General features: G+C 56.1%; 16 protein-coding genes. 5 read left to right on the forward strand and 11 right to left on the reverse strand.

Annotated features, from left to right (window positions below):
* Positions 1–92: 92 nt before the first annotated feature.
* The 4 genes from K0I31_RS04740 to K0I31_RS04755 form a co-directional block, all read right to left on the reverse strand.
* Positions 93–1007, reverse strand: a complete 915-nt coding sequence (locus tag K0I31_RS04740) for a tetratricopeptide repeat protein (protein ID WP_220080081.1) — start codon at positions 1005–1007, stop codon at positions 93–95.
* A gap of 347 nt (positions 1008–1354) precedes the next feature.
* Positions 1355–4954 (reverse strand): S8 family serine peptidase, encoded by a 3600-nt coding sequence (locus K0I31_RS04745; RefSeq protein WP_220080082.1) that lies wholly within the window; start codon positions 4952–4954, stop codon positions 1355–1357.
* 76 nt (positions 4955–5030) lie between these two features.
* Positions 5031–8786 carry a S8 family serine peptidase gene (locus K0I31_RS04750; RefSeq protein ID WP_220080083.1) on the reverse strand — a complete coding sequence of 1252 codons (3756 nt, stop codon included), beginning with the start codon at positions 8784–8786 and terminating at the stop codon, positions 5031–5033.
* A gap of 181 nt (positions 8787–8967) precedes the next feature.
* Positions 8968–11016, reverse strand: coding sequence for a winged helix-turn-helix domain-containing protein (locus tag K0I31_RS04755; protein ID WP_220080084.1), 2049 nt, complete (start codon positions 11014–11016; stop codon positions 8968–8970).
* A 299-nt stretch (positions 11017–11315) separates the two neighbouring features.
* Here K0I31_RS04755 and K0I31_RS04760 point away from each other — a divergent pair, with 299 nt between their 5' ends.
* A complete protein-coding gene (locus tag K0I31_RS04760) occupies positions 11316–11705 on the forward strand; it encodes a TonB-dependent receptor (RefSeq protein ID WP_220080085.1) in 390 nt (129 codons plus the stop codon).
* Positions 11706–11840: 135 nt separating this feature from the next.
* Here the strand turns inward: K0I31_RS04760 and pepA are convergent, their stop codons facing one another.
* Positions 11841–13349, reverse strand: a complete 1509-nt coding sequence (gene pepA / locus K0I31_RS04765) for a leucyl aminopeptidase (RefSeq protein ID WP_011864744.1) — start codon at positions 13347–13349, stop codon at positions 11841–11843.
* Between the two features lie 220 nt (positions 13350–13569).
* Between pepA and lptF the strand changes: the two genes are divergently transcribed.
* Both lptF and lptG read left to right on the forward strand, forming a co-directional pair.
* Entirely contained in the window at positions 13570–14682 is a 1113-nt protein-coding gene (gene lptF / locus K0I31_RS04770; RefSeq protein ID WP_220044479.1) for an LPS export ABC transporter permease LptF, read from the forward strand.
* On the forward strand, positions 14679–15737 hold the full coding sequence (gene lptG, locus K0I31_RS04775) for an LPS export ABC transporter permease LptG (protein ID WP_011864746.1): 1059 nt from the start codon (positions 14679–14681) through the stop codon (positions 15735–15737). The genes lptF and lptG overlap by 4 nt, the downstream gene beginning before the upstream one ends.
* A 70-nt stretch (positions 15738–15807) precedes the next feature.
* Here lptG and K0I31_RS04780 read toward each other — a convergent pair whose 3' ends face one another.
* The 3 genes from K0I31_RS04780 to K0I31_RS04790 all read right to left on the reverse strand — a co-directional run bounded on the left by K0I31_RS04780 (position 15808) and on the right by K0I31_RS04790 (position 17207).
* The gene (locus tag K0I31_RS04780; protein WP_011864747.1) at positions 15808–16317 is read right to left on the reverse strand and encodes an RDD family protein; all 510 of its coding nucleotides are present in this window, start codon (positions 16315–16317) and stop codon (positions 15808–15810) included.
* Positions 16318–16378: 61 nt separating this feature from the next.
* Positions 16379–16639, reverse strand: a complete 261-nt coding sequence (locus tag K0I31_RS04785) for a DUF2960 domain-containing protein (RefSeq protein WP_011864748.1) — start codon at positions 16637–16639, stop codon at positions 16379–16381.
* A 55-nt stretch (positions 16640–16694) separates the two neighbouring features.
* Positions 16695–17207 (reverse strand): GNAT family N-acetyltransferase, encoded by a 513-nt coding sequence (locus K0I31_RS04790; protein WP_220080086.1) that lies wholly within the window; start codon positions 17205–17207, stop codon positions 16695–16697.
* A gap of 383 nt (positions 17208–17590) precedes the next feature.
* Here K0I31_RS04790 and K0I31_RS04795 point away from each other — a divergent pair, with 383 nt between their 5' ends.
* A complete protein-coding gene (locus K0I31_RS04795) occupies positions 17591–18226 on the forward strand; it encodes a YqiJ family protein (protein WP_220080087.1) in 636 nt (211 codons plus the stop codon).
* 54 nt (positions 18227–18280) lie between these two features.
* Entirely contained in the window at positions 18281–20068 is a 1788-nt protein-coding gene (locus K0I31_RS04800) for a flotillin family protein (RefSeq protein WP_220080088.1), read from the forward strand.
* Positions 20069–20187: 119 nt separating this feature from the next.
* Here K0I31_RS04800 and K0I31_RS04805 read toward each other — a convergent pair whose 3' ends face one another.
* The 3 genes from K0I31_RS04805 to K0I31_RS04815 all read right to left on the reverse strand — a co-directional run bounded on the left by K0I31_RS04805 (position 20188) and on the right by K0I31_RS04815 (position 23339).
* Entirely contained in the window at positions 20188–21687 is a 1500-nt protein-coding gene (locus K0I31_RS04805; RefSeq protein WP_220080089.1) for a carboxypeptidase M32, read from the reverse strand.
* A 138-nt stretch (positions 21688–21825) separates the two neighbouring features.
* Positions 21826–22458: a DUF2913 family protein gene (locus K0I31_RS04810; protein WP_220080090.1), complete on the reverse strand. Its 633-nt coding sequence runs from the start codon at positions 22456–22458 to the stop codon at positions 21826–21828.
* A 212-nt stretch (positions 22459–22670) separates the two neighbouring features.
* Positions 22671–23339, reverse strand: coding sequence for a peroxiredoxin-like family protein (locus K0I31_RS04815; protein WP_220080091.1), 669 nt, complete (start codon positions 23337–23339; stop codon positions 22671–22673).
* Between the last annotated feature and the right edge of the window lie 138 nt (positions 23340–23477).

Genomic DNA, 23477 nt, shown 5'->3' on the forward strand with positions numbered 1-23477 from the left:
ATGGCTTATTTAAGTATGGGCGTTAGCGGCGAAAAGGGACACCCGCGCCGCTTAGCGCTAGGGAGGAGAGTTCTGCAGGTGTCCTGCGTCAGTTAGCTCTCGCTGGAGGAGATCAGTATGTCGAACCTGGGGTTGCTTCTCAGGTTGCTGAAGTCATCCTCGTTGGCGGCCACCTCCTTGAAGGAGACGCTGTTCTCGATAGCCTGCTCAAGATCCGACAGGGCGCGCTCCTCCTGGCCCAGACAGGCGAAGGCGCAGGCGCGCTGGTAGAGGGCGTGGGCATTGCTGCCGTCGACCTCGAGCACCCGGTTACACAGACTCAGCGCCCAGTTAAACTCGCGCATCTCCATGGCGGCATCGGCCTTGTAGGTCATGGCCTCGAGGTCACCCGGGCGTATGGTGAGGATCTCGTTATAGACGGCGATCTTCTGCTCTGGGGTCTGGGCACTTTGGGCGTGTAGCCAGAGGGTGTGGATCTCGTTGATGATCTCGATCTCGCGGTTGTTTTTGGTGATGATGCGGCTCTTACGCTTAAGGTCTTGCTCCAGTACCTTAAACTTCTCCTCGTATTGCTCTGTGATGGATTGCAGCTGCTCGGCCGCCAACTTGGCGGTGTTGGTCTTGATCTCTCTAAGCGACTGCCAGCCGATGAAGGCTATCAAGGATGCGACGCCCGCGATGATGTAGAAGAAGTAGGTTACCGTTACGTTGGCATAGTTCAGCGACTTGTCGGCCACCGCCAGCTCACGGTCGGTGATCTCCACCGTCAGGCGGCGCTCGAGATCTTGCTGCTCCATCCTCAATGCCTTGAGCTCATCCAGTATGTAACGTTCAACCAAAGGGCGGTCGAGGATAGGCGTCTGGGAGTGGGGCAAGGCTTCTTGTTGGGTTAAGGGCACTTGTTGCTTAGCCGCAGGTTCTTGTTTAGGCGCAGGCGCTTGAGCGGCGGCGAGATGAAAGACGGGGGCGAGGAGTAACAGCAGGCAAACGGTCAACGAACGTAACATAACAGAGTCCTTTGGCAGTAATCATATCTAATCCGGCACTTAGGCCGCGCTACCACACTAACAAGATATCGATGGCTATGCGAATCTGTAGCCGAATTAGTTGCCGAACTTGGTAGAGAATTAGCTGGTGAATTAGCTGGTGAATTAGCTGGTGAATTAGCTGGTGAATTAGTCGCTGAGCGATTTGATGAGTTAGCCACCGAATTTGCTGATGACTGCCAATATCGACCGCCGAGAGGATGGGAGAGGAGATTCGGTGTTAAGGGAAACTTGATGAGCTAAAAAAACCGGCAAACGTCCCTGTTGCCGGTGGTTGGTTAAACGACTGCGTTAGTCACCACTCGCCATTAGCGCTGGCGGCGTCTAAGGCCTGAGAGGCCAAGCAGTAGCAGGGTGAAGTAACCCAGGCTGCCGCCACCACTCGATTCACTCGGTGGCTCGACAGGTACAATTGGCGCCGCTGTCACAGCGACGGTAAATAGCGTCTCTGTGCTGAGCTCCCCATCGCTGGCCGAGATGACGATTAGGTATTCGCCGCTGGCGGTAAAGTTCATCTCAAGCTGAGTGCCATCTAAGGTGAGCCCTTCGACACCGGTCGCCGATAGCGTGAGGGTATCGCCCTCGGCGTCGCTAAAGACCTGGCTGAGATCTAGGCTGACCACTGCGCTGCCCTGTTCGCTTAGCTGGGTCTCAAGGTCGGCAATCGGATTGGCCAGCACGGGCGCGGTGTTTTGCGGCACCTCAACCGGCTCTAGGCCTTTTACCTTGATCAGGGTGGCGCCTATGTTGCGCTTAAGCTCGCTTGTGGTGCCCATCTCGAGCAGGCCATAGTAGGTCTCGCCGGCTTCAAGCGGCTGCAGACTTAGGCTGTCATCCAGATAGCCGTTGACCGACAGGCTCACGTCGAAGCGCTCATCCTGCGCCACCTGGCTTGGGGCCGTGATGTCGAAGCTCGCCTGGTTGCTGTAGTTCACGTGAGTGATCTCCAGAGTCACCTCGTCGGCCTCATCTTCGACCCTGCCCTCATAGTTGTGGGCAAATATCCAATAGTTGCCGGTTGGCGGGTTTTCTAGGACGCAGCGCTCCTTAGAGTCCACCTCGCCGCTCAGACAGAGCAGTGAATAGTACATCTCATAGGCATCAGGCATGCCGTCACCGTTCTCATCTATGCCGACATAGAGATCCATGTCGGGTGAGGTGGTGTCGGTTATCTCTACCACCAGGCGTTTGGTGTAGGGCTTGACCACGGTCGGCACGCTGAAGATCACCTCAGGATTCGAGTGTGGGCTGCCACGCTCGGCATCGTTAGAGGAGCCAATCGCGCTGCCGGTGAAGGACTGGGCCTTATACAGGCCGAAGCCCTTGACCTGGAGAGCATTACTGCCCGAGGTGAAGATATCTTCGATCACCAGCTGGTTGTCGACATTGTTCATCTCGGCAGAGACTTCCTCGGCCACCTGACCCGCCTTGAAGCCTATGGTGGCCTGCAGGTGGGTGTCGCTCATGCTGGTGTCGGCATTGTTAAGCTTGATGTAGCCGTGCACCCACTCATCCACCAAGTTGATGTTGGCGGTCGCCTTGATGGTGAGCACCTGAGATTCCCCCGCGTTGAGGGAGAAGCTCGACGGAGTGATCTCCAGGGTGAAGCCTGGGTTGAGATATTCATACTCGGCGCTCCAGCTGCTGGCCTGGGTCGCGGTGACGGTGCGGGTCCAGCTGCAGTTGGAGATACACTGGTTTTGCACCATGGAGCTGGTGTTGAGCGCACTGGGATCGCCGCCCATCTCAGGGTTGGCCGCCAGGTATCCAGCCTTGTCGATATCCAGCAGCAGGCCCGCCTTCAGCGCCTGGTTGATACGCAGGCTGCCCGCGCCCTGGTCGAAGAAGTCGGAGCGTTCTAGGGTGCCATCATAGTCATCGTCCTTGTAGGTGGTCTGATGGGCGGTGCTCATGAAGGCCGATTGTGCCTGAGCCGGTGTCCAGTCTGGATGCGCGGCCTTGAGCAGGGCATAGGCGCCGGTCACATGGGGCGTGGCCATAGAGGTGCCGGACAAGCTGGCGAATGGAATATGGCCAATCTGCCCTTCGAACAGCCTGTCTTCGGCGTTGGCGGCGTAGATATCGACCCCAGGCGCGGCGATATCTGGCGAGAAGATATTGGGATAGGGCAGGTTAGGCCCGCGAGAGGTGAAGACCCCGGCGATATCCCCCAGGCTGGCGTTTCTGGTGGTTTCCGTGGCTTCAATTGTCGCCTGGTGCCCTTCACCGCTGGCCAGCCACTGGGTCAGACGCTCGCCATCGGCGGCACTGAGCTGAATGGCAGGCAGAACATGGTTGTCATTGTGCAGCGAATCTACGCCATCAGGCATGTTTATCAAGATCATGCCGCCGGCGCCGCCTTCCTTAACATTGATCCCCTTGCGTACCCGCGCGTTGGTTCCGCGTTCACAGACGACGATCTCACCGTCGAAGCTGCCGGCCTCGAAAGGGTCGGTGCACTGGGCGTTGTCAGAATCGATGCTGGCCGCCAGAACCACCTTGCCGCTCACCCCTTTGGTCACGCCAAAGCCCATCATGTCGTCTGGCGGCGTCTCGCCGCCGCTCATGTTGGTGAGGGATTTCTGTTTAAACTCGAGATCGTGGGTATAGGCGGCGACCGTCGTCACCCAGGGGGCGTTTCCCGGCGAACCTATGGTGCTGGCGCTTGGGCCCGCATTCCCCGCGGCCACGGCCACATGAATTCCCGCCTCGCGGGCGTTGAGGAAGGCTTCGGCGTCGATGGAGGACCAAGGGTCTTTGGCCGAGCCGCCCACAGAGTAGTTGAGCACCTGTACTCCGTTTTCTATGGCATGTTCAATCGCCTTGAGGGTAAATTCCGGATAACAGGAGCCGGCATCGTCACACACCTGGTAGGACACTAAGTTGGCATGGGGAGCTACGCCGCTGATGGCGTCAAATTCGAAGGCGCTCTTTTCGGCGATGACTGTGCCATCTTCCTCCTGCACCTGCAGATAGAAGTTGACGTCGTGCAGTATATTGCCCGACGCGGTAGAGGCCACATGGGAGCCGTGTCCGTTGAAGTCATAGCCCACCTTGACCTTGTTGGCGAGATCCTCATAGGCGGGATCGTCCAGGCTGTCGGCCGTATCTTGACGATATTGGATAAGCTCGGGATAGCTGATGATGCCTATGAGTTTGCCGTTACAAAACTGGCTATACTGCTGGCAATCCCCTAGGTATTGACCGTCGCCTAGGGGGTTCTTGTGCTGGTAGCCATCGGCGCCCACCTCGGCAAAGGAGGGGTGATTGGCGTTGATCCCTGTGTCCATCACGCCGACGATAACCCCTTCCCCTTTTGTTGCCTCGACGGTTTCATTGCCCTGCCAGACCTGCTTGGCGCCGATGAACTCGGGCCCGGTGGAGGTTTGAATAAAGTGGAGGCCTATGGGCTCGACACTCAGAACCTCAGGGTCTTTGGCTATGATGTCGGCCTCACCCGGCTTAAGCTTTACCGCCATGGCGTTGACGATCAGCTGGTATTCCTGGGTCGGGGTCAGAATACGTTTGAGTTTGCCGTTTAGTCTCTGCTTGACCTTGGCTTGCTGCTGTTTCAGGTAGCCTCTGTATTGCAGGCTGGCCTTAGACTGGCTGTTCAGCAGACCAGATGCCTGCTTGTTTGACTGGTTGACTTGAATATTGGTGGCGGCAAAGCCCGCCAGCGAGCCATCATAGCTGGCGACCGGGGCCTCTTTGAAGCGGACGAAGTACATGCCGTCGCTGCGTTGTTTATCGGCGCGTTCGAGTTTGAGTTTTTCTTGGCCGGGAATAATGGTTTGCAGTGGCTTGGTATCATCGCTAAAGCTTGCGGCGCCAGGGTTGGCATAGCAAGCGCTGGCGATGGCAACCGAGAGTGCACTCAGTAACAAATTTCTACGACTTGATTTCATTTGAATACCTTAATAGTGGCGAGAAGCGGGATAGCCAACATTGGCTATCCCAATCATGTGAAGACTCAGGAGCTGCCTAGCGGCGGCGACGAACCATGGCCGTCAGTCCCAGCAGTAGCGATAGCCAGCCCAGGGCGCCACCATCGTCGCTTTCCGGTGCCTGGCTCGCCTCAATCTGCAGCGTGTGGCTAACCTCATGCTCACCGTCGGAGGCAATGATGGTCAGAGGATGACTGCCTTCGCTGTCGACCTGGCCGGTTATCTGGGTGCCAGAGATGCTCAGGGCGGCGAAGCTGCTGCCTTCGACCTGGTAGCTCAGGCCATTGCCTTCCATGTCGGTGAACAGGCCGCTCACATCCAGATTGAAGCTGGCTGATGAGCCAGATTTGAAGCTCAGTGGTGCGACTTTCAGTGACGCTGCAACTGCTTCATTCAGCTCGGGTGCCATGTCATTGATGTCCTGTACCATGACGGTCAGGGTCTCGGTTTCGCCTATGCTGTTCCCGCGCTGAGAGGTGACCTTGACTTCGAACTCGCGGTTGTTCTCGAAATCCAAGGCCTCAGGATTGGCCACATAGAGCTCGAAGGTCTCCTGATTGATGGCAAACGGTGTACCGACAAGGGTATTGGTAATATGTAGTTCGAAGGCCGTATATGAACTCGAGCCCGAGGTAAAGAAGCCCTGGGTATCGAGGGCTATCTCGCCGACGACTGTGCCAACCTCAGCATTTTCCTCTACGCTAAACACCTGTCCGGCTTTGGCTTTTGCAATTGCCGAACCGTCATCGTCCACCAGGGCGTTGTAGCCTATCTGCATGAAGTCGTCGTTAAGGCTCACCACCATGAAGCCCTTAGGCTCGGGCAGCCTGCCAAAACCACCTAGCTCAGAGGTACCCACAGAGGCGATATAGACTTCCTCACCAGGCTGAGCCGTATAGGTCTGCTCGAAGGCCAGATCGCCGACCACCTGGTCGTCCGCCTTACCGGCGAAACCTATCTTGAGCGAGCGATCGAATACGGTTTCAGAGCACACCTCTTCGCCACTGAACCAGTCAAGGTAGCAAGATTCTTCCGTGGTGTAGCTGCCGCCCTTGATGGGGTTGAACTGAGTGATAGGCTCATATTGCGCCTTGCCTGTGTGACGGTCGGTTTCGATATGGAAGCCAAAGTTTTGGTCGAAATCTTCGACGCTATCCAGCTCGTGGTGGAACATATCTTCCAGACAGACCTGCGACACGATATTTCTCCCGTTGTTGGCAAAGAAGGTCGGCAGTGTCGATTCCTTATAGCGGCCTGTTGGGTTTGTATAGTCGTAAGGCAGGTTGAGATCGATCACATAGGTAGTGGGTTGTCCCTTGTCGTTGAGGGCGACAAAGGGTTGGTTCACCTTCTGTGCGTCATCATAAATGTAGGCGCCTTCGAAGCTCTTGTCCCAGCCGTTCTCCTTGACCGTGGCTTCATAGAAGAGGTCATAGGTAAACAGGCGCGGTCCACGCTCGAAGAAGTTGGGCAGAGCCACATCCGCTGGTTGAAACAGGCTGACGGCAATATTGAGTTTCTTACCGGTCACGCTGCACTGGGCGTCATCATAGATAGCGCCACCGACCGCCTTTATCATGTGCCCCTTCAGCCCCTGTAGCTTCTCGGGCAGGGTCGGGTTTTGCAGCAGCAATGGGTAGGCCTGGTAGGTGGTTGGCGTGTTCGACTCGTTAACGAACGACGCCACATAGCCCTGATAGTTCAGTGAGCCAGATTCGGTATCTGGATAGAGTTCGCGGCCCCAATTCAGGTGCTCCCATTCTGTCTGTCCCAGATCTGGGTTGTAGCCCAGGTAGTTGGGGTACTCGATGGCGTTGGGTTTCTTGGTGATGCTGGTGTTGCTGCGCGCCTTCACCATCCAGCCCAGGTTGATCTCGGGCTGATCATCTGCGCTCAGACTGATGTAGCCGTTAAGCTCGGTGGCCTTGAGGTTGGCATCCACATGGTCGCCTGTACCCATCAGTGGCCACTGGGGCAGCTTGTCGCCCGCTATGGTCAGGGTGAGCGGAAGGATCACGCTCGAGTGCGCCGGAATGTTCACGCTCTCGGGCAGGCTCAGAGTCAGTGCCTGGTAGCCGGCCTTGTCCCCGGTCATCTTGTAGGAGATCTGGTAGGTTTGCGCCGTATCTGAGAGGTTTCTCAGGGTGATGCGCTTATGCAGCGTCATGCTTTGGGCGACCTCATGCATGCCGAACTGCACATAGGGCTGGTTGCTGCTGGTTTCCCAGGCAACGATAGGCGAGGCGATGGCGTTGGTGAGGTTTTCGACACCATGGCCCATGGCATAAAGCTCTGCTGGGGTCACGCCGTCACTTTCCAGGATTGAAGAGATGTCGGCGGTATTGGCCAGCAGGGCCTTGATCTCGGCGGGGCCGAAGCCTGGATGTTGGCTCTTAATCACGGCTGCCGCCGCCGCGATGCGCGCCGCACCTGTGAAGGCGCCGCTACGACTCCCCAGCTTGGCGGCGGTCTCATCTGGGTTAGAGATCTTGGCGACTGGCTGCTCATCGGTAAAGGTGACTATCTCAGGCTTAAGGGCCTGGGAGCCGCGCACTGGGCCCATAGGTGCCCAGTCTGGAATGACCTTGCTCACGCCATCTTCGCCATGGTTGACGGCGCCGACGGTAATGGCCGAGGTGGCGCTACCTTCGCTGGAGATCCAGTTGCGGTGTTTCGCTTCTGCATTGCCAAATAGCGAGTAGAGGCCAAGGTTTCCTGCGTGGGTCACTACCGTCATGCCTTGAGCCGAGACGCGTTCGATCAGCATCTGTAGCAGGCTAGGGGAGGCGTTGCCGTCGATGTCGAAGAAGGCGCCCGCGCCCGCCGCGTCGATCAAGACGATATCCAGATGGTCGCTGGTGTCGCCATCCTGGTTAGGATCCATGGCATGTTCGAAGGCCGAGACAATGGAGTTAAGGCTGGGGCCAGAGGCCGATACCCTGCCGTTCTTCTCCATCACGTTATACACCTTGTAGGCGTGTAGTTTGGCGCCCGGCGCGAGCTGATGCACTATACTGGCGATCTCAGTGCCCGTGCCTGTGGGGTAGACCCAGCCATTATAGGCTTCATATTCTAGGTTTTGATCGATTGGGTTGGCATCGTTGCCATAGTTCTCGCTGACAAAGTCCCAGCCCCCGGCCACCACCTTTGTGGGGAAACCTGCGTACTCGATGGCCCCATTTTCAAGGGCTTCAAGGTAGCTGCCAGCCGGTGGCGGCGTTTCGGGGTCATTGTCTTCACCATAGACGCCAGAGCCGCCGAAGATTGGCAGGGTATAGTCGATACCAGTAGAGATGATGGCGATGCTGACGCCTGTGCCTGCGGTCTCTTTACCTGTGTAGGGGCTCATCAGCTCGATATCTTGTTCGCTGAGACTGCTGCCGTCTTGGCTGGCGGTGCGTGTGCGAGCCTGGGCTGTCGAGGCCTGCTCGCTAAAGAGCTGCTCGCCGTGGAAGGTTTGGGCGATGGCATCCAGCGCACGGATCTTGGCCAGTGCATCTTGCTGCACCTCGACGGTGACCGTATTGGCCAATAGATGGCTGCTGCCCACTAGGCGTGCCTGTGGGTCTATGGCCTGGATCTGCTTAAGCAGCTGTGCCTGTTGGCCGAGTGCTTGCTGGGCGCTAAGTTGGCCAGCGGCTTTTTCTGTCTGTGCCAGTGAGAAAGTGTAGGTCGCCCTGGTCTGCGCCTGATCCACGCCAAAGGCTGAGATCGATTCTGTCTTGGCCTGTAGGGCGCTGGAGAGAATGGCGGTCGAGACGCACAATGCTAGGGTGCATTTGGTAAATTTCATGTCCTTTCCTTCTTGTTATTGTGTGCTGTCGAGTCAATGGATTTTGACTGTCACAATTTAATAACGTGAAGGTAATAAGCGCACAACGAAGGGCGTCTCGATTATTCGCCGTTTTTTGCTCTATGAGGGCATTTTTTATCTCTTTAAAATATCTAATCCAAATTAGATCAATTAGTTAAATCTATTCTGTCACCAGCTTGTAACCGAAGACATCGGCCTCGTTGGCCAGTTTTAGGGTGACCAGAAAGGAGTGGCCATCCGCCGGCGAGAGGCCGAAAAACTTGCGCACCGCATCTGGGGCAAAACTTTGCACTAACTCAGGCTTGTGGTTATTGTCGGCAAGTGAGATACGCATGATGGCGTCGCGCTCGGCATCGCGACTCAAGAAGTAGAGATAGCCCTGCTCATAGTAGAAGGCGCCATAGTCATACTTGGCTAACTTGTCGGTGATCAGCGTCATCTTGTCTGTAGTGCGATCCAGGTGCCAGATGCCGTTCTGATCGAACTTGGACAGATAGAGATGGTTGGCGTCCTTCCCCTCGATGGCGTAGACACCTTGCTGCTGGGTGATCTTTTCAAGCTCGCCAGATTTGACATTCAGCTTATAGATGCCGTTTTTTTCCTTAGCGAAGCCTTTGAAGTAGAGGGCTTCACCATCCGCCGACCAGCTCAAGTTATCGGCCTCGATCCCCTGGATATCGATGGCGCGAAAGCTCTCAGATTCTATATTGCCTATGTAGAGGGTGCGGCCCGTGTCGGAGATGATATTGACCGCAAAGTCGCTGCTCACGGGGGAGATGGCCGGCACGCCGACATTACCGAGAGAGTGGGTGATGTTCTTGCTGCTCACCTTATTGTTGCGCCAAATCGACCAGAGGGCGGAGCGGTTGGAGAGAAACAGGATATCGCCAGTGGCCTTGGCATACTTGCCATACATGTCGCGGGAGGAGGAGGAGATGCGCCTGAGCTGCTTGCCATCACCGTAAGCCTGCTGGGTGATGTACTCCTTGGAGATATGTTCGGTCACATAGAGCATGGCTTGTGTGTCAGACAGGCTGATGCTGCTGGGGAGGCCAGATTGCGCCAGCGGTGCCAGCTGGCTGCCGTCCTTATGAATTCGGGAGATGATGGCCGCCGCGCCGTCGAGATTGTTGACGTAAAACAGCTGCTCGCGGGCCGAGTAGTCGAAATCGACTATGCTGGGACTGTTTTGGATAAGCTCTCGTTCACTGCCATCCGCCGTCTGTAGGATCAGGCTGAGCAAGTTGGAGGCCGCCCGCTCGCGAATAAAGGCCAGCTGGGTATCCTGGTCCAGCCATTTGGGGGCGTAGTCTATCTCGTTCTTGTCGGGAAAACTCACCTGCTGATGCTCGGCCGTATCGAAGTTGTAGGCCATCAGGGCCACGCGGTCCTGCATCTTCTTGGCGTAGAGCAGGCGCTTGTCGTCGACTCCGGACCAGGAGACGATGCGCTTATAGGGGATATAGAAACAGTCGGAGGCGATGAGTTGGTCTGTGTTATCCAAAAGGTTTCTCACCCTGACCTGACAGCCTCCGGCCGGGTCGAGACGCACATAGGCCAGCTTCTCATCGGAGCGTGACCAGGCGGGGGAGGCCTCTTCGTTGTTCTCGAAGGAGATCAGGGTCAGCGGCGCATCGACCTGACTCAGCTCTTTGATATAGATCTTGCCGCTCAGGGAGTTGTCGCGCCACTGCATGGCCAGTCGCTGGCCGTCATGGGACACAGCGATATGCTCCTCGACCCCGCCATAGTTGGTCACCTTTAGCTTGGTGGGAGTAGTGACTGGCCGTAGTTGGCTGATCTGCACGGGTTGCTCGTCGGTAACCTCGCTCAAACCCAGCCAAAGGAGCAGAGCTGTTATGAGTGAAATCGCGATAATGGCTGCGTAGCGAAAATAGCGTGTATACGAGCGAGTCGGGCCTGAGGTCGTATGGCTGTCGATGGGCTGCACCGTCAGGGTGAGTTGATAGCCGAGTTTAGGCAGGGTATTAAACACCTCCTCTTCGACCCCCAGATCCTTAAAGGTTTTTCTCAGTACCCAGATGCCGTTGGTGAAGCCCTTCTTGCCGACCCCTTCGTTGCCTAGCCAGATGGTGTCGATCGCCTGTTGGCGCGAGACGACATTGTCTGGACTGTCGATGAAGAGCATCAGGAGTTCGAAGACTTTGGAGGAGAGTTTTATGCTGCTGTTTGCGTGTTTTAATGACATTAACTTGCAGTCTAATTCGCATCCGCCTATCTGGTAGCTGAGCTTGGTCATTAAATGAGGGTCCGTACATTATTGTTATTCTTATGTGAACATCATAGGGGGAGAGTCGAGTCTGGCTCAAGAGTCCTTGAATAGTTATTATTACAGAATCTTCTAACATACTGTTTCTTAAATGGTTTAAAAGGTTACAATTTGCTACAAAGCGCTAAAGCGGCCGCCAGTCGCCATCTCAGAGCCAGGCTGACCTACACTGAGTAGATAGGTTTGCTGGGCATTTGGGCCCCAACGGAGTGACAGAGATGGATAGACGATATCTTTTAACGGCCTTTAGCTACGCCCTGCTGGGGCTAGCCTTGGGCCTCTACATGGCGGCCTCCCACGACCATGGGCAGCTGGTGACTCACGCCCACATCATGATGATAGGCTTTCTGATCTCCTTCAGTTATGCCCTCTGTTATCGCCTCTGGCTAGCGGCCTCCTCGGGGGCGCATTCGGGGAAACTGGTCACGGCGCAGTTCTGGTTGCATCAGCTGGGTACCATAGGGGTCGCCATCGGCCTGTTCCTGCTCTATGGCGAGTTTGTGGCACTGGAAGTGGTTGACCCTTTCCTGGCGATCGCCTCCTTTAGCGTGTTCGGCGGTGTCTTGTTGATGATGGTGCAGCTGCTTAAGGCCAGGCAGTTGGACTAAGCAGGCGGGCTAAGCAAGGGGCTAGACTTCTAAACAAACCCATTTAGGAAGAGTCAATCCCATAAAAAAAAGGTGAAGCAGTGCTTCACCTTTTTTGCGTTAAACACAGTCTTATGCCGTGTTTAGAAGAGTGGATTACTCGCCCTGTTCAACGCCTGCACGGTTGATCAGGAACTGAGTCAGTAGCGGTACGGGACGACCCGTTGAGCCCTTGTTGGCGCCACTGTTCCATGCGGTACCGGCCACATCAAGATGCGCCCAGTTGTACTTCTTGGCGAAGCGTGACAAGAAGCAGGCTGCTGTGATGGCACCGGCAGGACGACCACCCAGGTTAGTCATGTCGGCAAACGGGCTTTCCAGATGCTCCTGGTACTCGTCCCACAGCGGCATGCGCCATGCACGGTCGCCACTCTGCTCGCCGGCGTTCAGTAGCTCGTGCGCCAGCGGGTTGTGTGAAGAGAAGAGACCCGAGGCGTGTTTACCCAGTGCGATCACACAGGCACCGGTAAGGGTTGCCGTGTCAACGACCAGCTCAGGGTCGAAACGCTCTACATAGGTGAGCACGTCACACAATACCAGACGGCCTTCGGCGTCGGTGTTGAGCACTTCGACTGTCTGGCCCGACATAGTGGTCAGGATATCCCCTGGACGGTAGGCGTTGCTCGACGGCATGTTTTCACAGCCCGCCAGGATGCCCACTACGTTGATCGGCAGCTTCAGCTCACACAGGGCCAGCATGGTACCGATAACGCCTGCGGCGCCGCCCATGTCATACTTCATCTCATCCATGGCTTCGCCAGGCTTGAGTGAGATACCGCCCGAGTCGAAGGTAAGACCCTTACCCACGAGCACGATTGGCTTCTCAGTGCTGTCTACCGCGCCCTTGTATTCCATGACGGTCATGACCGATTCGTTATGGCTGCCGCGGCCGACGGCTAGGTAAGAGTTCATGCCCAGCTTGGCCATCTGCTCTTCGCCTACCGTGGTGACGGTGAGGTTTTCATGGTTTTCGGCAATCTGACGTGCCTGAGAGGCCAGGTAAGCCGGATTACAGATGTTTGGTGGCATGTTGGCCACGTCACGACATAGCTGGGTACCGGTCGATACGGCCATGCCGTGCTCGATGGCGCGCTCACCCACAGTGAGTTCGCGGCGGGTCGGTACATTGAAGACCAGCTTGCGCAGCGGACGACGGGTTTCGCCCTTACGGGTTTTGAGTGCGTCGAAGCTGTATAGACTATTTTGAGTCGATTCAACGGCTTCGCGTACTTTCCAATAGGTGTCACGGCCCTTAACGTGCAGTTCGGTCAGGAAGCAAACGGCTTCCATTGAACCTGTGTCGTTTAAGGTGTTGATGGTTTTAGTGATGATCTGCTTGTACTGGCGTTCGTCTAGTTCTCGTTCTTTGCCACAACCTACAAGAAGGACGCGTTCACTCAACACGTTGGGCACATGATGCAAAAGTAGCATCTGACCCGGCTTACCCTCTAAGTCGCCGCGGCGAAGTAAGTTGCTAATGTAGCCTTCACTGATTTTATCCAGTTGCTCAGCAATACCAGAGAGGCGTCTAGGTTCATAGACACCAACGACAATACAGGCCGAACGTTGTTTTTCCGGGCTGCCGCTCTTAACGCTAAACTCCATGAGCTCTCCTAGATTCTTAAAGACAAATATTATTATTTATTAGATAATGTCTGCTTGTGTCCAAAACGGACCTAAAATTGGTACACCAATGTTAATTTTTCAGGTGTTTTTCTGCCATTTTTAGTTAAAGGCTGGTCACAAAACTACCAAAAGTAGACAGTCTACATGAAAAGTGGGCTGATACCAGCATAAATATAAGTTTAGGGACTGGATCCTGCCTGTGATTGTATTTAGATACTTGATTCGTGAAGTTTTAAAAGCGCAGATGGCAGTGCTTTTAGTACTGTTAGCTATTTTTATTAGCCAACATTTTGTTCGTGTACTCGCTGATGCATCCGATGGCGAGTTTCCCGCCTCTCTGGTGATGACCCTTCTAGGCCTTAATCTTCCCTATCTTGCCGTGCTTGTGGTGCCTCTGAGTCTGTTTTTGGGGATCCTGGTGGCCCATGGCCGTATGTACGCCGAAAGCGAGATGGTGGTCTTCCACAGCGTCGGCGTGAGTGAATGGTATGTCACCCGGGTAACCCTGCTGCTCGCCGTCGCCAACATGCTGTTTACTGGCTTTTTAGCCATCTATGTCACCCCCTGGGCAGAAGAGACCCAAAACCGTGTGCTTGAAAATGCCCAGTCGGAGGCAGGCCTGGCGGCATTGACTCAGGGACGCTTCCAGACCAGTCCTAACGGCCGCGCGGTACTCTTCGTTGAGCGTATCGGCCGCGACAATCAACTGGATAAGGTGTTCGTGGCACAGCTGCCAGACCCGGAAGATGGCGCCAGCCAGTCCAATATCGTTGTGGCCCAAGGGGGCAGCGTGATCGAGGATGAAAGCGGCGAGCAGCGCCTCAAGCTCAACGATGGTATCCAGTACCAGAGCAAGCAGAACCAGCTCGATTATCAGGTGGTGCAGTTTGCCGGCTACGAGATGCAGATCAAGGAGCAAGAGGTGGATCAGCGCCGCCGCAAACTGTCGGCCTTGCCAATCGACCAGCTGCTGGATACCGAGGGACCCGAGGCCGTGGCCGAGTTCCACTGGCGTCTGGCCATCCCGCTGGCGATCCCTTTCATGACGCTGATCGCCGTGCCCATGGCGCGGGTGAATGTGCGTCAGGGCAAGTTTGCCAAGATGTTCCCGGCGATCTTGCTCTATCTGGGTTATTTCGGCTTGATGATCGCCGGACGTAAGGCGCTCGAAGATGAGGTGATTCCAGCCTATCTCGGCATGTGGTGGATCCATGCCTCGGCGCTGTTTTTAGGGATGTTGCTGCTGAGTAAGGAGCGCCCCGCGGGGGCTAAGCTTTCTGGCTTGCTAAAGCGTAAGAAGGTGGCGGCATGAGAATTCTAGATTTATATATCGCCCGTGTCCTGCTGAGCACCTCGGCCCTGTGTCTGCTGGTGTTAACTGGCCTGTCAGGCATCATCAAGTGGGTGGATCAGATTCGTCTGGTGGGACGCGGTACCTACACCATGGTGGATGCCGGCATCTATGTGCTGTTTCTGATCCCGCGGGATATCGAGATGTTTTTCCCCATGGCGGTGCTCCTCGGGGCGCTGATCGGCATGGGCATGCTGGCGTCGAACTCAGAGCTGGTAGTGATGCAGTCGGCGGGCCTGTCTCGCTTTCAGATCACCCTGTCGGCGATGAAGACGGCGGTGCCGCTGATGCTCTTGGTGATGGCCCTGGGGGAATGGGGCGCGCCGGTGGCCGAGCGTCACGGCAAGGAACTGCAGGCGGTCAAACTCTCAGGCGGTAGCCTGTTTAAGTCGAGCCGGGGGATCTGGGCCAAAGATGGTGACCTGTTCGTCAACATAGGCGAGATAGAGGATATCAACAGCCTGCACAATATCGTGCTCTATGAGTTTGACGATAAGCTGAATCTGGTGGGCACCATAGAGGCGCGCCGAGGCGTCTACTCTAAGGACCATTGGCGCCTGCTCGATGTGCGTCAGACCAAGATCACCCCAGAGCAGGTGAGCCTGACGGATCTCACCCTGTATCGCTGGGAGTCGACCCTGACCCCGGATAAGCTGAGCGTAGTGTCGGTAAAACCCGAGGCCTTGTCGATTCAGGGGCTGGTGGATTATCTCGAGTACCTGAGGGTGAATAACCAGGATTCGGGCCGCTATGAGCTGGCACTATGGCGTAAGATCATGCAGCCGATCACTGTGGCCGTGATGATGCTGGTGGCGCTGTCATTCGTGTTTGGTCCGCTGCGTACCGTGACCATGGGGGCGCGGGTGCTGCTGGGTGTCGTCGCCGGTTTCAGCTTCTATATCTGTAACGAGATCTTCGGCCCCATGACCCTGGTTTACGGCTTGCCGGCCGTGCTGGGCGCCGTGATGCCGCCGCTTATCTTCAGTAGCGCGGCGATCTACTATATTCGCCGCTAGGCTATTTCTATTAAAGATGAGCCCAATAAAAAAGGACCCTTAGGGTCCTTTTTTAATGTTTGCGATGAAATTACACGCCGTGCCAGTTGCGCATCTGGTTGGCTTCCTTGGAGAGCACCACCACTTCCGAGCGGGTCATCATATCCTGTAGTGCCAGCTTGTCGCCGTTGATCAAGATCCACAGGTTACCTATGCCAAGCAGCGACCAGACGAGACGGGCGGTGGCGGTGATCATGCTCAGGCTCTGGCCGTTAGGGTGTTGGATCTTCAAACGCCAGGCGCGCATGCCCAGGGTCTGGCCGCCATAGCTCCAAAACAGCACATAGAAGAGACCGACGCAGAAGGCGATCCAAAGCTGATATACACCCTTGTAGAGCGGTGTGCCGTTCAGCAGATCTGAGACATGTTCGAAGCCATTCATGGCCAGCAGGCCACTGCTGGTGAGGGCGGTAAAGATACCGAAGCCTATGGCTCCGGCCACCATGTAGACGGCGACCGCCAGCAGCAGGTCGTACACTATCGCGCCCAGGCGGCGAAAGAAGCCGGCTCTGGGAAAATTGGCATGTTCAATATTAGACATTCAGGGCCTACATCATCTGGTAAAAGGCGAAAATGGGTGGCTTATTCTAGCGAACTTGGCCTTAGCTTTCATCCTGTGCGCTTTCATCTCGAATAAAGTGGATGTCGCTAAAGCCGAAGCGGGCGAACTCCTTCTGGCGATAGTCTTTCACCGCCTGGGAACCCTTGGAGGTCATGGCGACCTGAGCCTCCATGGCGAGGTAACGGGTCAGATCGATTCCCTCGGCCGCGGCCACGGCTTCATAGATGTCGTGAAACTTGTCATAGACGAAGTTGATCTCTTTGTATTGATTCTTAAAGGTATAACCGACTCTGCGGGCCATAGCATTCTCTTAAAGTAGCATTTTCTTAAATAGGTATTCTTTTAAAATAGTTTCTTTAGTCCTGATAGGCATAGCCAAGGTTATCTGCGTCGATGGCATACACCATGTAGCAGGCATCTTCCGGGTAGCTGCCTAAGGATTTGTCGATTATACGCGATTTAAAGCCCAGACGTTGCCAATATGTGTGGGCGCCACCCACGGCCACTAGCGAGATGCTATCCAGCGCCTTATCTTTGGCCTGTTCGATGAGGCGATTAAACACGGCCGCGCCGGCCCCCAGGCCCCGCGCCTTGGCGGAAAAGGCGATATCGTGCAGGTAGAGGGTCTCCTGCTTGGGCGCCGCATCGAGTACCTGCTCCAGACTCGGCGGCAGGTCGCGCTGCCAGGGGTGCGCCAGGCAATAGCCTATGACGGCATCATCTTGCGTGACCACAAAACAGGTTTGGGGGGAGAGGCGGGCCTTGCTCTGCAGGGCGGCGAGGGACTCGGGCTCGATGTTGGGATAGCACTCATCCTGAATGGTTAATATGGCTGGCCAATCCTGGGCCTGTATCTCTCGTATTTGCATTACTAATGTTTCTAATTTCGAGGGGCTGGAGCCCTTAAGGGGGCGTTGGGACAAAGGATAGATGTTCGCACAGCTTTTAGGCCTTATCAATGGCGTCGGCAAGGGGGTTAAGATTAGTAAAAACAAATGTGAATATTGGCTATTTACTCAATTATTCAGTCTGTTATTCTCTAATCTCGGTGGCTCGCCTGCCTTGGCAAGTCGTATCTTGTCTGAGCCGCCCATCTAGGAATACTAGCAATATCCGTTTAGGACTATCAGTTAAGAACTATTCGTTTAGGACGAGCTGTTTAAAAACCGGCGTATAGCAATATACGTGCGCGATATTAAGCGGGCCTTAAATCCCCACGAGGGGTTTTGGCATTATCTCATGGAGAGAGACAGTGGATTTTTTACTGCTTACCGATAACTTACCCTACAGCCTAGCGCTGGCCTTGGTGATCCTCTTGGGCCTGGTAGAAGGCTTCTCTATGGTCTTTGGCCTCAGCCTGTTTGGCCTGCTGGACGATCTGACGCCCATGGAGGTGGACGCCGACGTCGATACCGGCGTGTCTGGCGTCACAGGCGTAGCCGGCTGGCTCTGCCTGGATCGTCTGCCGTTGCTTATCTGGCTGGTGCTGGCGCTGACCAGCTTCGCCATCGCCGGCTTTGCGATCAACTATCTGGCAATCTCGTTTCACGGCGCTTTGCCGGCGCCCCTAAGTATTCCGCTGGCCATAGTGCTCGGCGCATTTTCCTGCCGTATCCTCGGCGCCCGTCTTGCCAATCTGCTGCCCAAGAATGAAACCTCGGCTGTCTCGGTAGACGAGCTCAGCGGTCTGGTAGGCGTGGTGACCTTAGGCTGTGCCCGCAAGGGATTTCCCAGCGAGGCCGTGGTGAAAGATACCTATCAGCAGAAGCATTATGTGTTGGTGGAACCCGAACTGGCGGGCGAGGCCTTCTCTCAGGGCACCTCTGTGGTGCTGCTCAATCGCAATGGCCAGGTCTGGTCAGTGGTGCAATTTAACGATGAAATTTAGGCAGCCTTGTTGCCGTAAAACCTGCTTATAACAAGCTTAGATTAAGGATGAAACATGAACGAAGTTGAAGGAATAGGCGTGTCATTGGGTGGCAGCTTTGTGTTTATTGCCGCTGGCGCTGTGTTAATCGGTATCTTGGTGATCGGCATGATCTTCGCCAAGTTGTATCGACGGGCCTCGAAAGAGACCGCCTTTGTGAGGACAGGTTTTGGCGGCGAGAAGATCATCAAAGATGGTGGCGCCATAGTGCTGCCCGTGCTGCATGAGACCATAGCGGTCAACATGAACACCCTGCGTATCGAGGTGGAGAAGATGCAGAAAGATGCGCTGATCACCAAAGATCGCATGCGGGTGGATGTGCGCGCCGACTTCTATCTGCGCGTGGCGCCGAGTGTCGAGGGGATCTCCATGGCCGCGCAAACCTTAGGTACCCGCACGACCCGGGTCGAAGAGGTGAAGAAGCTGATGGAGTCTAAGTTTGTCGACGTGCTACGTGCGGTGGCGGCCGAGATGACCATGACTGAGATGCATGAGCAGCGCGCCGACTTCGTGCAGCGGGTGCAGAACAACGTCGCCAACGATCTGGAGAAGAACGGTCTGGAGCTGGAGTCTGTCTCTCTAACAGGTTTCGATCAGACCGACTTACAATTCTTCAATGAAAATAATGCCTTCGATGCCGAGGGGCGTGCGCGCCTTGCCAAGATCATCGAAGAGAAGCGCAAAGAAACCAACGACATCGAGCAGGAAAACCGCATCAAGATAGAGCAGCGTAACCTGGAAGCCGAGAAGGAGTCGTTGGAGATCGAGAAGGCGGAAGAGGAAGCGCGTCTGGTACAGCAACAGGCGCTGGAATTTAAGCGCGCCGAGCAGAAGGCGGAGATCCTCAAGAAGCAGGAGCAGAAGAGCCGCGAAGAGCGTGAGGCGGAGATCGCCAAGGAGCGCGCGGTAGAGACGGCGCAAATTGAGAAGACCAAAGATATCGAAACTCGCGAGATCGAGAAGCGTAAGGCGATCGAGCAGTCACGTATTCAGCAGCAGCGCGATATCGAGGTGGCTGAGCAAGACAAGCAGATCGCGGTGGCGCAGAAGTCGGAAGAGGAGTCTGCCGCCCGCGCCAAGGCGGCCGAGGCCGAGAAGCTCAAGGTAGAGAAAGAGGAAGCGGTTATTACCGTGCGTCAGGTGGCCGAGGCTAACCGTCGCAAGGAGATCGAGGTGATCGATGCCCGCAAGGAAGCCGAGCGTGATGCGGTGGGCGTGACGGTCGAGGCGGAAGCCGAGAAACGCGCTGCCGAGGATAAGGCCAGCGCGATCCTTACCGAGGCGAAAGCGGCGGCGGATGCCAAGAAGCTCAAGGCTGAGGCAGACGAGAAGGTGTACGCGGTCGAGGCGGCCGGTAAGCAGGCATTGCACGAGGCGGAAAACGTGCTCAGCAGCGAACAGATCGAACTGCAAAAAGCGCTGGCCATGCTCAAAGCCTTGCCGGAAGTGGTGGCTCAGGCGGTCAAGCCGCTGGAGAACATTGAAGGGATCAAGATCCTTCAGGGCTACGGCACCTCGGGGGCGACTCAGGGCAATGGCGAGACGGTATTGAGCCAGGGCGGTATCGCCGAGCAGGTGACCTCTGCGGCGCTGAATTACCGCGCCAACGCACCAATCGTCGATGCCATGCTCAGAGAGCTGGGCATGGTGGATGGCAAGCAAGGCGGACTCAACGACCTGCTTAAAGGCCACAACATGATCACCCAGGAGATGCTGGGCGCCGGCGAGATTAGCGACGAGGGCCAAGGGGCGCACTCTCCCTTGAACGGTAAGACGCCGCGCGAGGGCGATGCCGCCAACTAGGCGACATGACGATGACGAGTCAGCTTGCAGAATAAAGCTGTCGGTAATAGAAGGAAAAAGGCTAGCGCATTGCGCTAGCCTTTTTGTTTGTCAGGTGGTTTAACCTAACTTAACTGCACTTAACTTAAGTAGCGCTGCTCCAAATGACGCTTGAAATGAACCGGGTTAAGCACCTCGCCGGTCACTTGCGTCACCAGCTCATCTGTGGTCAGGAGCGATCCTTGAGACCAGATGTTTTGGTTGAGCCAATCCATAACTTGGGTGATATTGCCCTGCTCAATCAGGCTGTCGATATCGCCCTGCGCCTTGACCATGCTCGCCTTAAACTGGGCCGCGTACATGGCGCCCAGGCTGTAACTCGGGAAGTACCCTAGCTCGCCTACAGGCCAGTGGATATCCTGCATGCAGCCGTTGCGATCGTCCCCGCGGGTGGATAGCCCCAAAAGGCTCTGCATCTGATTGTCCCAGAACTCGGGAAGGTCGGCGACCTGCAGACTCTTGTCGATTAGGCCTTTCTCCACCTCATATCTCAGCATGATGTGGCAAGGGTAAGTCACCTCGTCGGCATCGACCCGGATAAGACCAGGTGTCACACGCTGCACCAGGTGTGTCAGGGACTCCTGAGTGAGTTGGCTGCCCAGATGATGATTGATCTTCTCGGCAAGCAGGGCGATCATCGCCGGGCTTCGGGCGAGCTGCATCTCGAAGAACAGGCTCTGACTCTCGTGAAGCGCCATGGAGCGCGCCAGCCCAACAGGTTGGCCGCGCCAGTCGATGGGCAGTCCCTGCTCGTAGCGGGCATGGCCTACCTCGTGGATGGTGCTGTAGAGGGAGGTGATAAAATCGGCTTCATCATAGCGGGTGGTGATGCGCACATCGCCGGGCACCCCGCCCGAGAAGGGGTGGCTGCTGGTGTCCAGGCGCCCCTGATTGAAATCGAAGCCTAGGAGGCGCATCACATCCAGGTTGAGCGCCTGCTGAGACGCCGCGCTGCTGTGGGGGATGACCACTTTCTGCCAGCTCTGCTGTTTGGCTTGCACCTGCTGGATCATCTCGGGCAGCCAGGTTCTCAGCTCGCCAAATACCTTATCCAGCGCCGCCGTTTGACAACCTGGCTCAAACTTATTGAGCAGGGCGTCATAGGGGGAGAGTCCCTGAACATCGCCGAGGATCTGTGCCTCTTCGCGCACCAGGGCGATCACCTTCTCCAGATTTGGCCGAAAGCCCTGCCAGTCGTTGTCTTTGCGTTGCTGACGCCAAGCATGCTCACAGGCGTAGGTGAGCGCCGTCTTCTGCTGCACCAGCTCGCCGGGCAGGGCGGTGGCCTGCAGCGTGTGATAACGCATCTCTCTCAGGTTGGCCTTCTGCGACGCGGTTAAGGCCTCTTCGCCTGCCGCGGCTAATCCATCCACCAGACCTGGGGCGGTCTTGAGTGTGTGAATATGCAGAGCCAGCTCGGCCATCGCCTCACCCCGTCCTTGGCTGCCGCCACTTGGCATCATGGTGGCCTGGTCCCAGTCGCCCAGGGCTTGCAGGTGCTGGAAGTGATGGATCTGTTTAAAGGCGGCGCACAGGGCGTCGTAGTGCGGCGTCGCCGAATCTTGCTTGTTTGCTGTCATAGTGGCTGTCGACCTTAAGTAAACCTGGCTGACATGCTAACACGAGAATGGCCGAAAACGAGTGTTGATATGCGAGTGTCGATAAGCAGGGCCGTCCTGGTTAAGACGGCCTGTAACAGAAGGCGAGCTAAAGCGTGTTTAGGCTTGCAGCAGTGCCAATGCGGGTTGGCGGTTGCCCGGATAGAGGCGATAGGCCTTATGGTGTTTGATGCAGCTGGCTTTCTTGTCGCCCTGGCTCAGCAGCAGCGCGTGCTTAACTGCATACTGGGCGATCAGCTGCTCGTCGGCGCGCATATAGAGGGTGATGGACTTGATAAGCTTACCCTCGACCAGATGCTGCTCATACTGCTCGACCGAGATCACCAGGCTGTTTTGACCGTCGCTGTCGAGCCTGAGCTTGCCGCTCACCTCACAGTCGAGGATGACCAGCCAACCCTGGGCTTCGAGGTCGGTAATCAGCGCAAGCAGCGACTGACCTACCTCGGCGTTTTCCATGGCCGGTAGGTATTGGGTTTCAATTCGTTGCAGCAGCTGGGGGAGCTGGGCACCGGCGCCCTTGCTGCGTCCTTCTCGGATCCAGCGGGTCAAATCATCGGCCACCAACTTGGAGAAGCGTCGCTCCTTGAGTGATTGCACCATCCAGTTGCAGAGGAAATGGCTCTCTGCCGCCGGGGTCTTGATGCTGCCTGGATTGGCGTTACGCGCCGCCAGGTCGGCGAGGCCCGCCTGGGCTAATGCCACTAGGGCCTGGTTGTAGCTTTGCTCTGTCATTGCGTCTCCACGCAAAAGAAAAAAGGGATGCGGCGCTGAGTATACCCTATCGGCGCGCTTATCAATATCGGCAGCATAAAGAAAACCGCTGCGGCTTGTGGCTACGCGGCGGTTTGTCTAACTGCAAGCCCTGGTATTTGCTTGGGCTGTCGGCACTAATATTTGCTAGCGCTGTAGGGACTAATCTTTGCTGGCGCTGTTGGCACTTTTGCCTACTGGGGGATGAGGCTCGCCGCGGTAAGGATCAGTTTAGGCTCGGCGCGCACCTTGTAGTTAGGGTTGATGTATTGAAAGTGCACCAGTCCCGTCTTGTCCGTGATGTAGACCGCGGGCACCGGCAGCACCAGGCGGGACTCGCCGGCGGCGTTCCTCCACAGCTTGTTTTTCAGTTGCATCTTGGCCATGTATCTATCCGAGATGGTCTGACTGGTGAAATAGGCCAGGCCGAAGGCGCGCATGGCGTTGAGGTCTGCATCCGAGACCAGGGTGTAGTTGAGATCGTTCTTGGTCATGGAGGCGCGCAGCTCATCCGGTGCATCGGGCGAGATGCCGATTAGTTGAAAGCCCATCTTGAGGAGATCGCCTTCGATCGCCTGCAGCTGACCCATCTGGGCGTTACAGAAGGGACACCAGCCGCCGCGGTAGAAGAAGAGCACGCTGGGCTTCCCCTGGAGCATCTGCTGCAGATCCACAGACTTGCCCTTAAGATCCTTTACCTGAATCGAGGGCACAGTCTGTCCATTCAGTAGCGGCGAGATAGATGTCGGGCTTTCAGCTATCGGCTTAGCTGATGCGGAGGGGGTGATGAGCGCCAGGCTCATCAGGGTAAAGAGTAGGGTGCTCAGCAGGGCGCCAGCGCGTGAATTTAGTGTCTTGGTCATAGGGTGGCCTTCTCGTGATTGTTTTATCTGTCGAACAGACCCAGGCGGCGGCCGTAAACTTTCACCCTGATGTGGAATTAATCGATGCGAACAAAAAAGGCACTGTTAAGTGCCTTATTTGATTAGATAATAATTCTG

The organism is Shewanella spartinae, from assembly GCF_019457555.1.
Lineage (GTDB): Bacteria > Pseudomonadota > Gammaproteobacteria > Enterobacterales > Shewanellaceae > Shewanella > Shewanella loihica.

What these genes read in the sequence shown, in the direction of transcription:
- K0I31_RS04740 (WP_220080081.1), bottom strand. Translation starts at nt 1,007, where the DNA reads ATGTTACGTTCGTTGACCGTTTGCCTGCTGTTACTCCTCGCCCCCGTC.
- K0I31_RS04745 (WP_220080082.1), bottom strand. Translation starts at nt 4,954, where the DNA reads ATGAAATCAAGTCGTAGAAATTTGTTACTGAGTGCACTCTCGGTTGCC.
- K0I31_RS04750 (WP_220080083.1), bottom strand. Translation starts at nt 8,786, where the DNA reads ATGAAATTTACCAAATGCACCCTAGCATTGTGCGTCTCGACCGCCATT.
- K0I31_RS04755 (WP_220080084.1), bottom strand. Translation starts at nt 11,016, where the DNA reads ATGTCATTAAAACACGCAAACAGCAGCATAAAACTCTCCTCCAAAGTC.
- K0I31_RS04760 (WP_220080085.1), top strand. Translation starts at nt 11,316, where the DNA reads ATGGATAGACGATATCTTTTAACGGCCTTTAGCTACGCCCTGCTGGGG.
- pepA (WP_011864744.1), bottom strand. Translation starts at nt 13,349, where the DNA reads ATGGAGTTTAGCGTTAAGAGCGGCAGCCCGGAAAAACAACGTTCGGCC.
- lptG (WP_011864746.1), top strand. Translation starts at nt 14,679, where the DNA reads ATGAGAATTCTAGATTTATATATCGCCCGTGTCCTGCTGAGCACCTCG.
- K0I31_RS04780 (WP_011864747.1), bottom strand. Translation starts at nt 16,317, where the DNA reads ATGTCTAATATTGAACATGCCAATTTTCCCAGAGCCGGCTTCTTTCGC.
- K0I31_RS04785 (WP_011864748.1), bottom strand. Translation starts at nt 16,639, where the DNA reads ATGGCCCGCAGAGTCGGTTATACCTTTAAGAATCAATACAAAGAGATC.
- K0I31_RS04790 (WP_220080086.1), bottom strand. Translation starts at nt 17,207, where the DNA reads ATGCAAATACGAGAGATACAGGCCCAGGATTGGCCAGCCATATTAACC.
- K0I31_RS04800 (WP_220080088.1), top strand. Translation starts at nt 18,281, where the DNA reads ATGAACGAAGTTGAAGGAATAGGCGTGTCATTGGGTGGCAGCTTTGTG.
- K0I31_RS04805 (WP_220080089.1), bottom strand. Translation starts at nt 21,687, where the DNA reads ATGACAGCAAACAAGCAAGATTCGGCGACGCCGCACTACGACGCCCTG.
- K0I31_RS04810 (WP_220080090.1), bottom strand. Translation starts at nt 22,458, where the DNA reads ATGACAGAGCAAAGCTACAACCAGGCCCTAGTGGCATTAGCCCAGGCG.
- K0I31_RS04815 (WP_220080091.1), bottom strand. Translation starts at nt 23,339, where the DNA reads ATGACCAAGACACTAAATTCACGCGCTGGCGCCCTGCTGAGCACCCTA.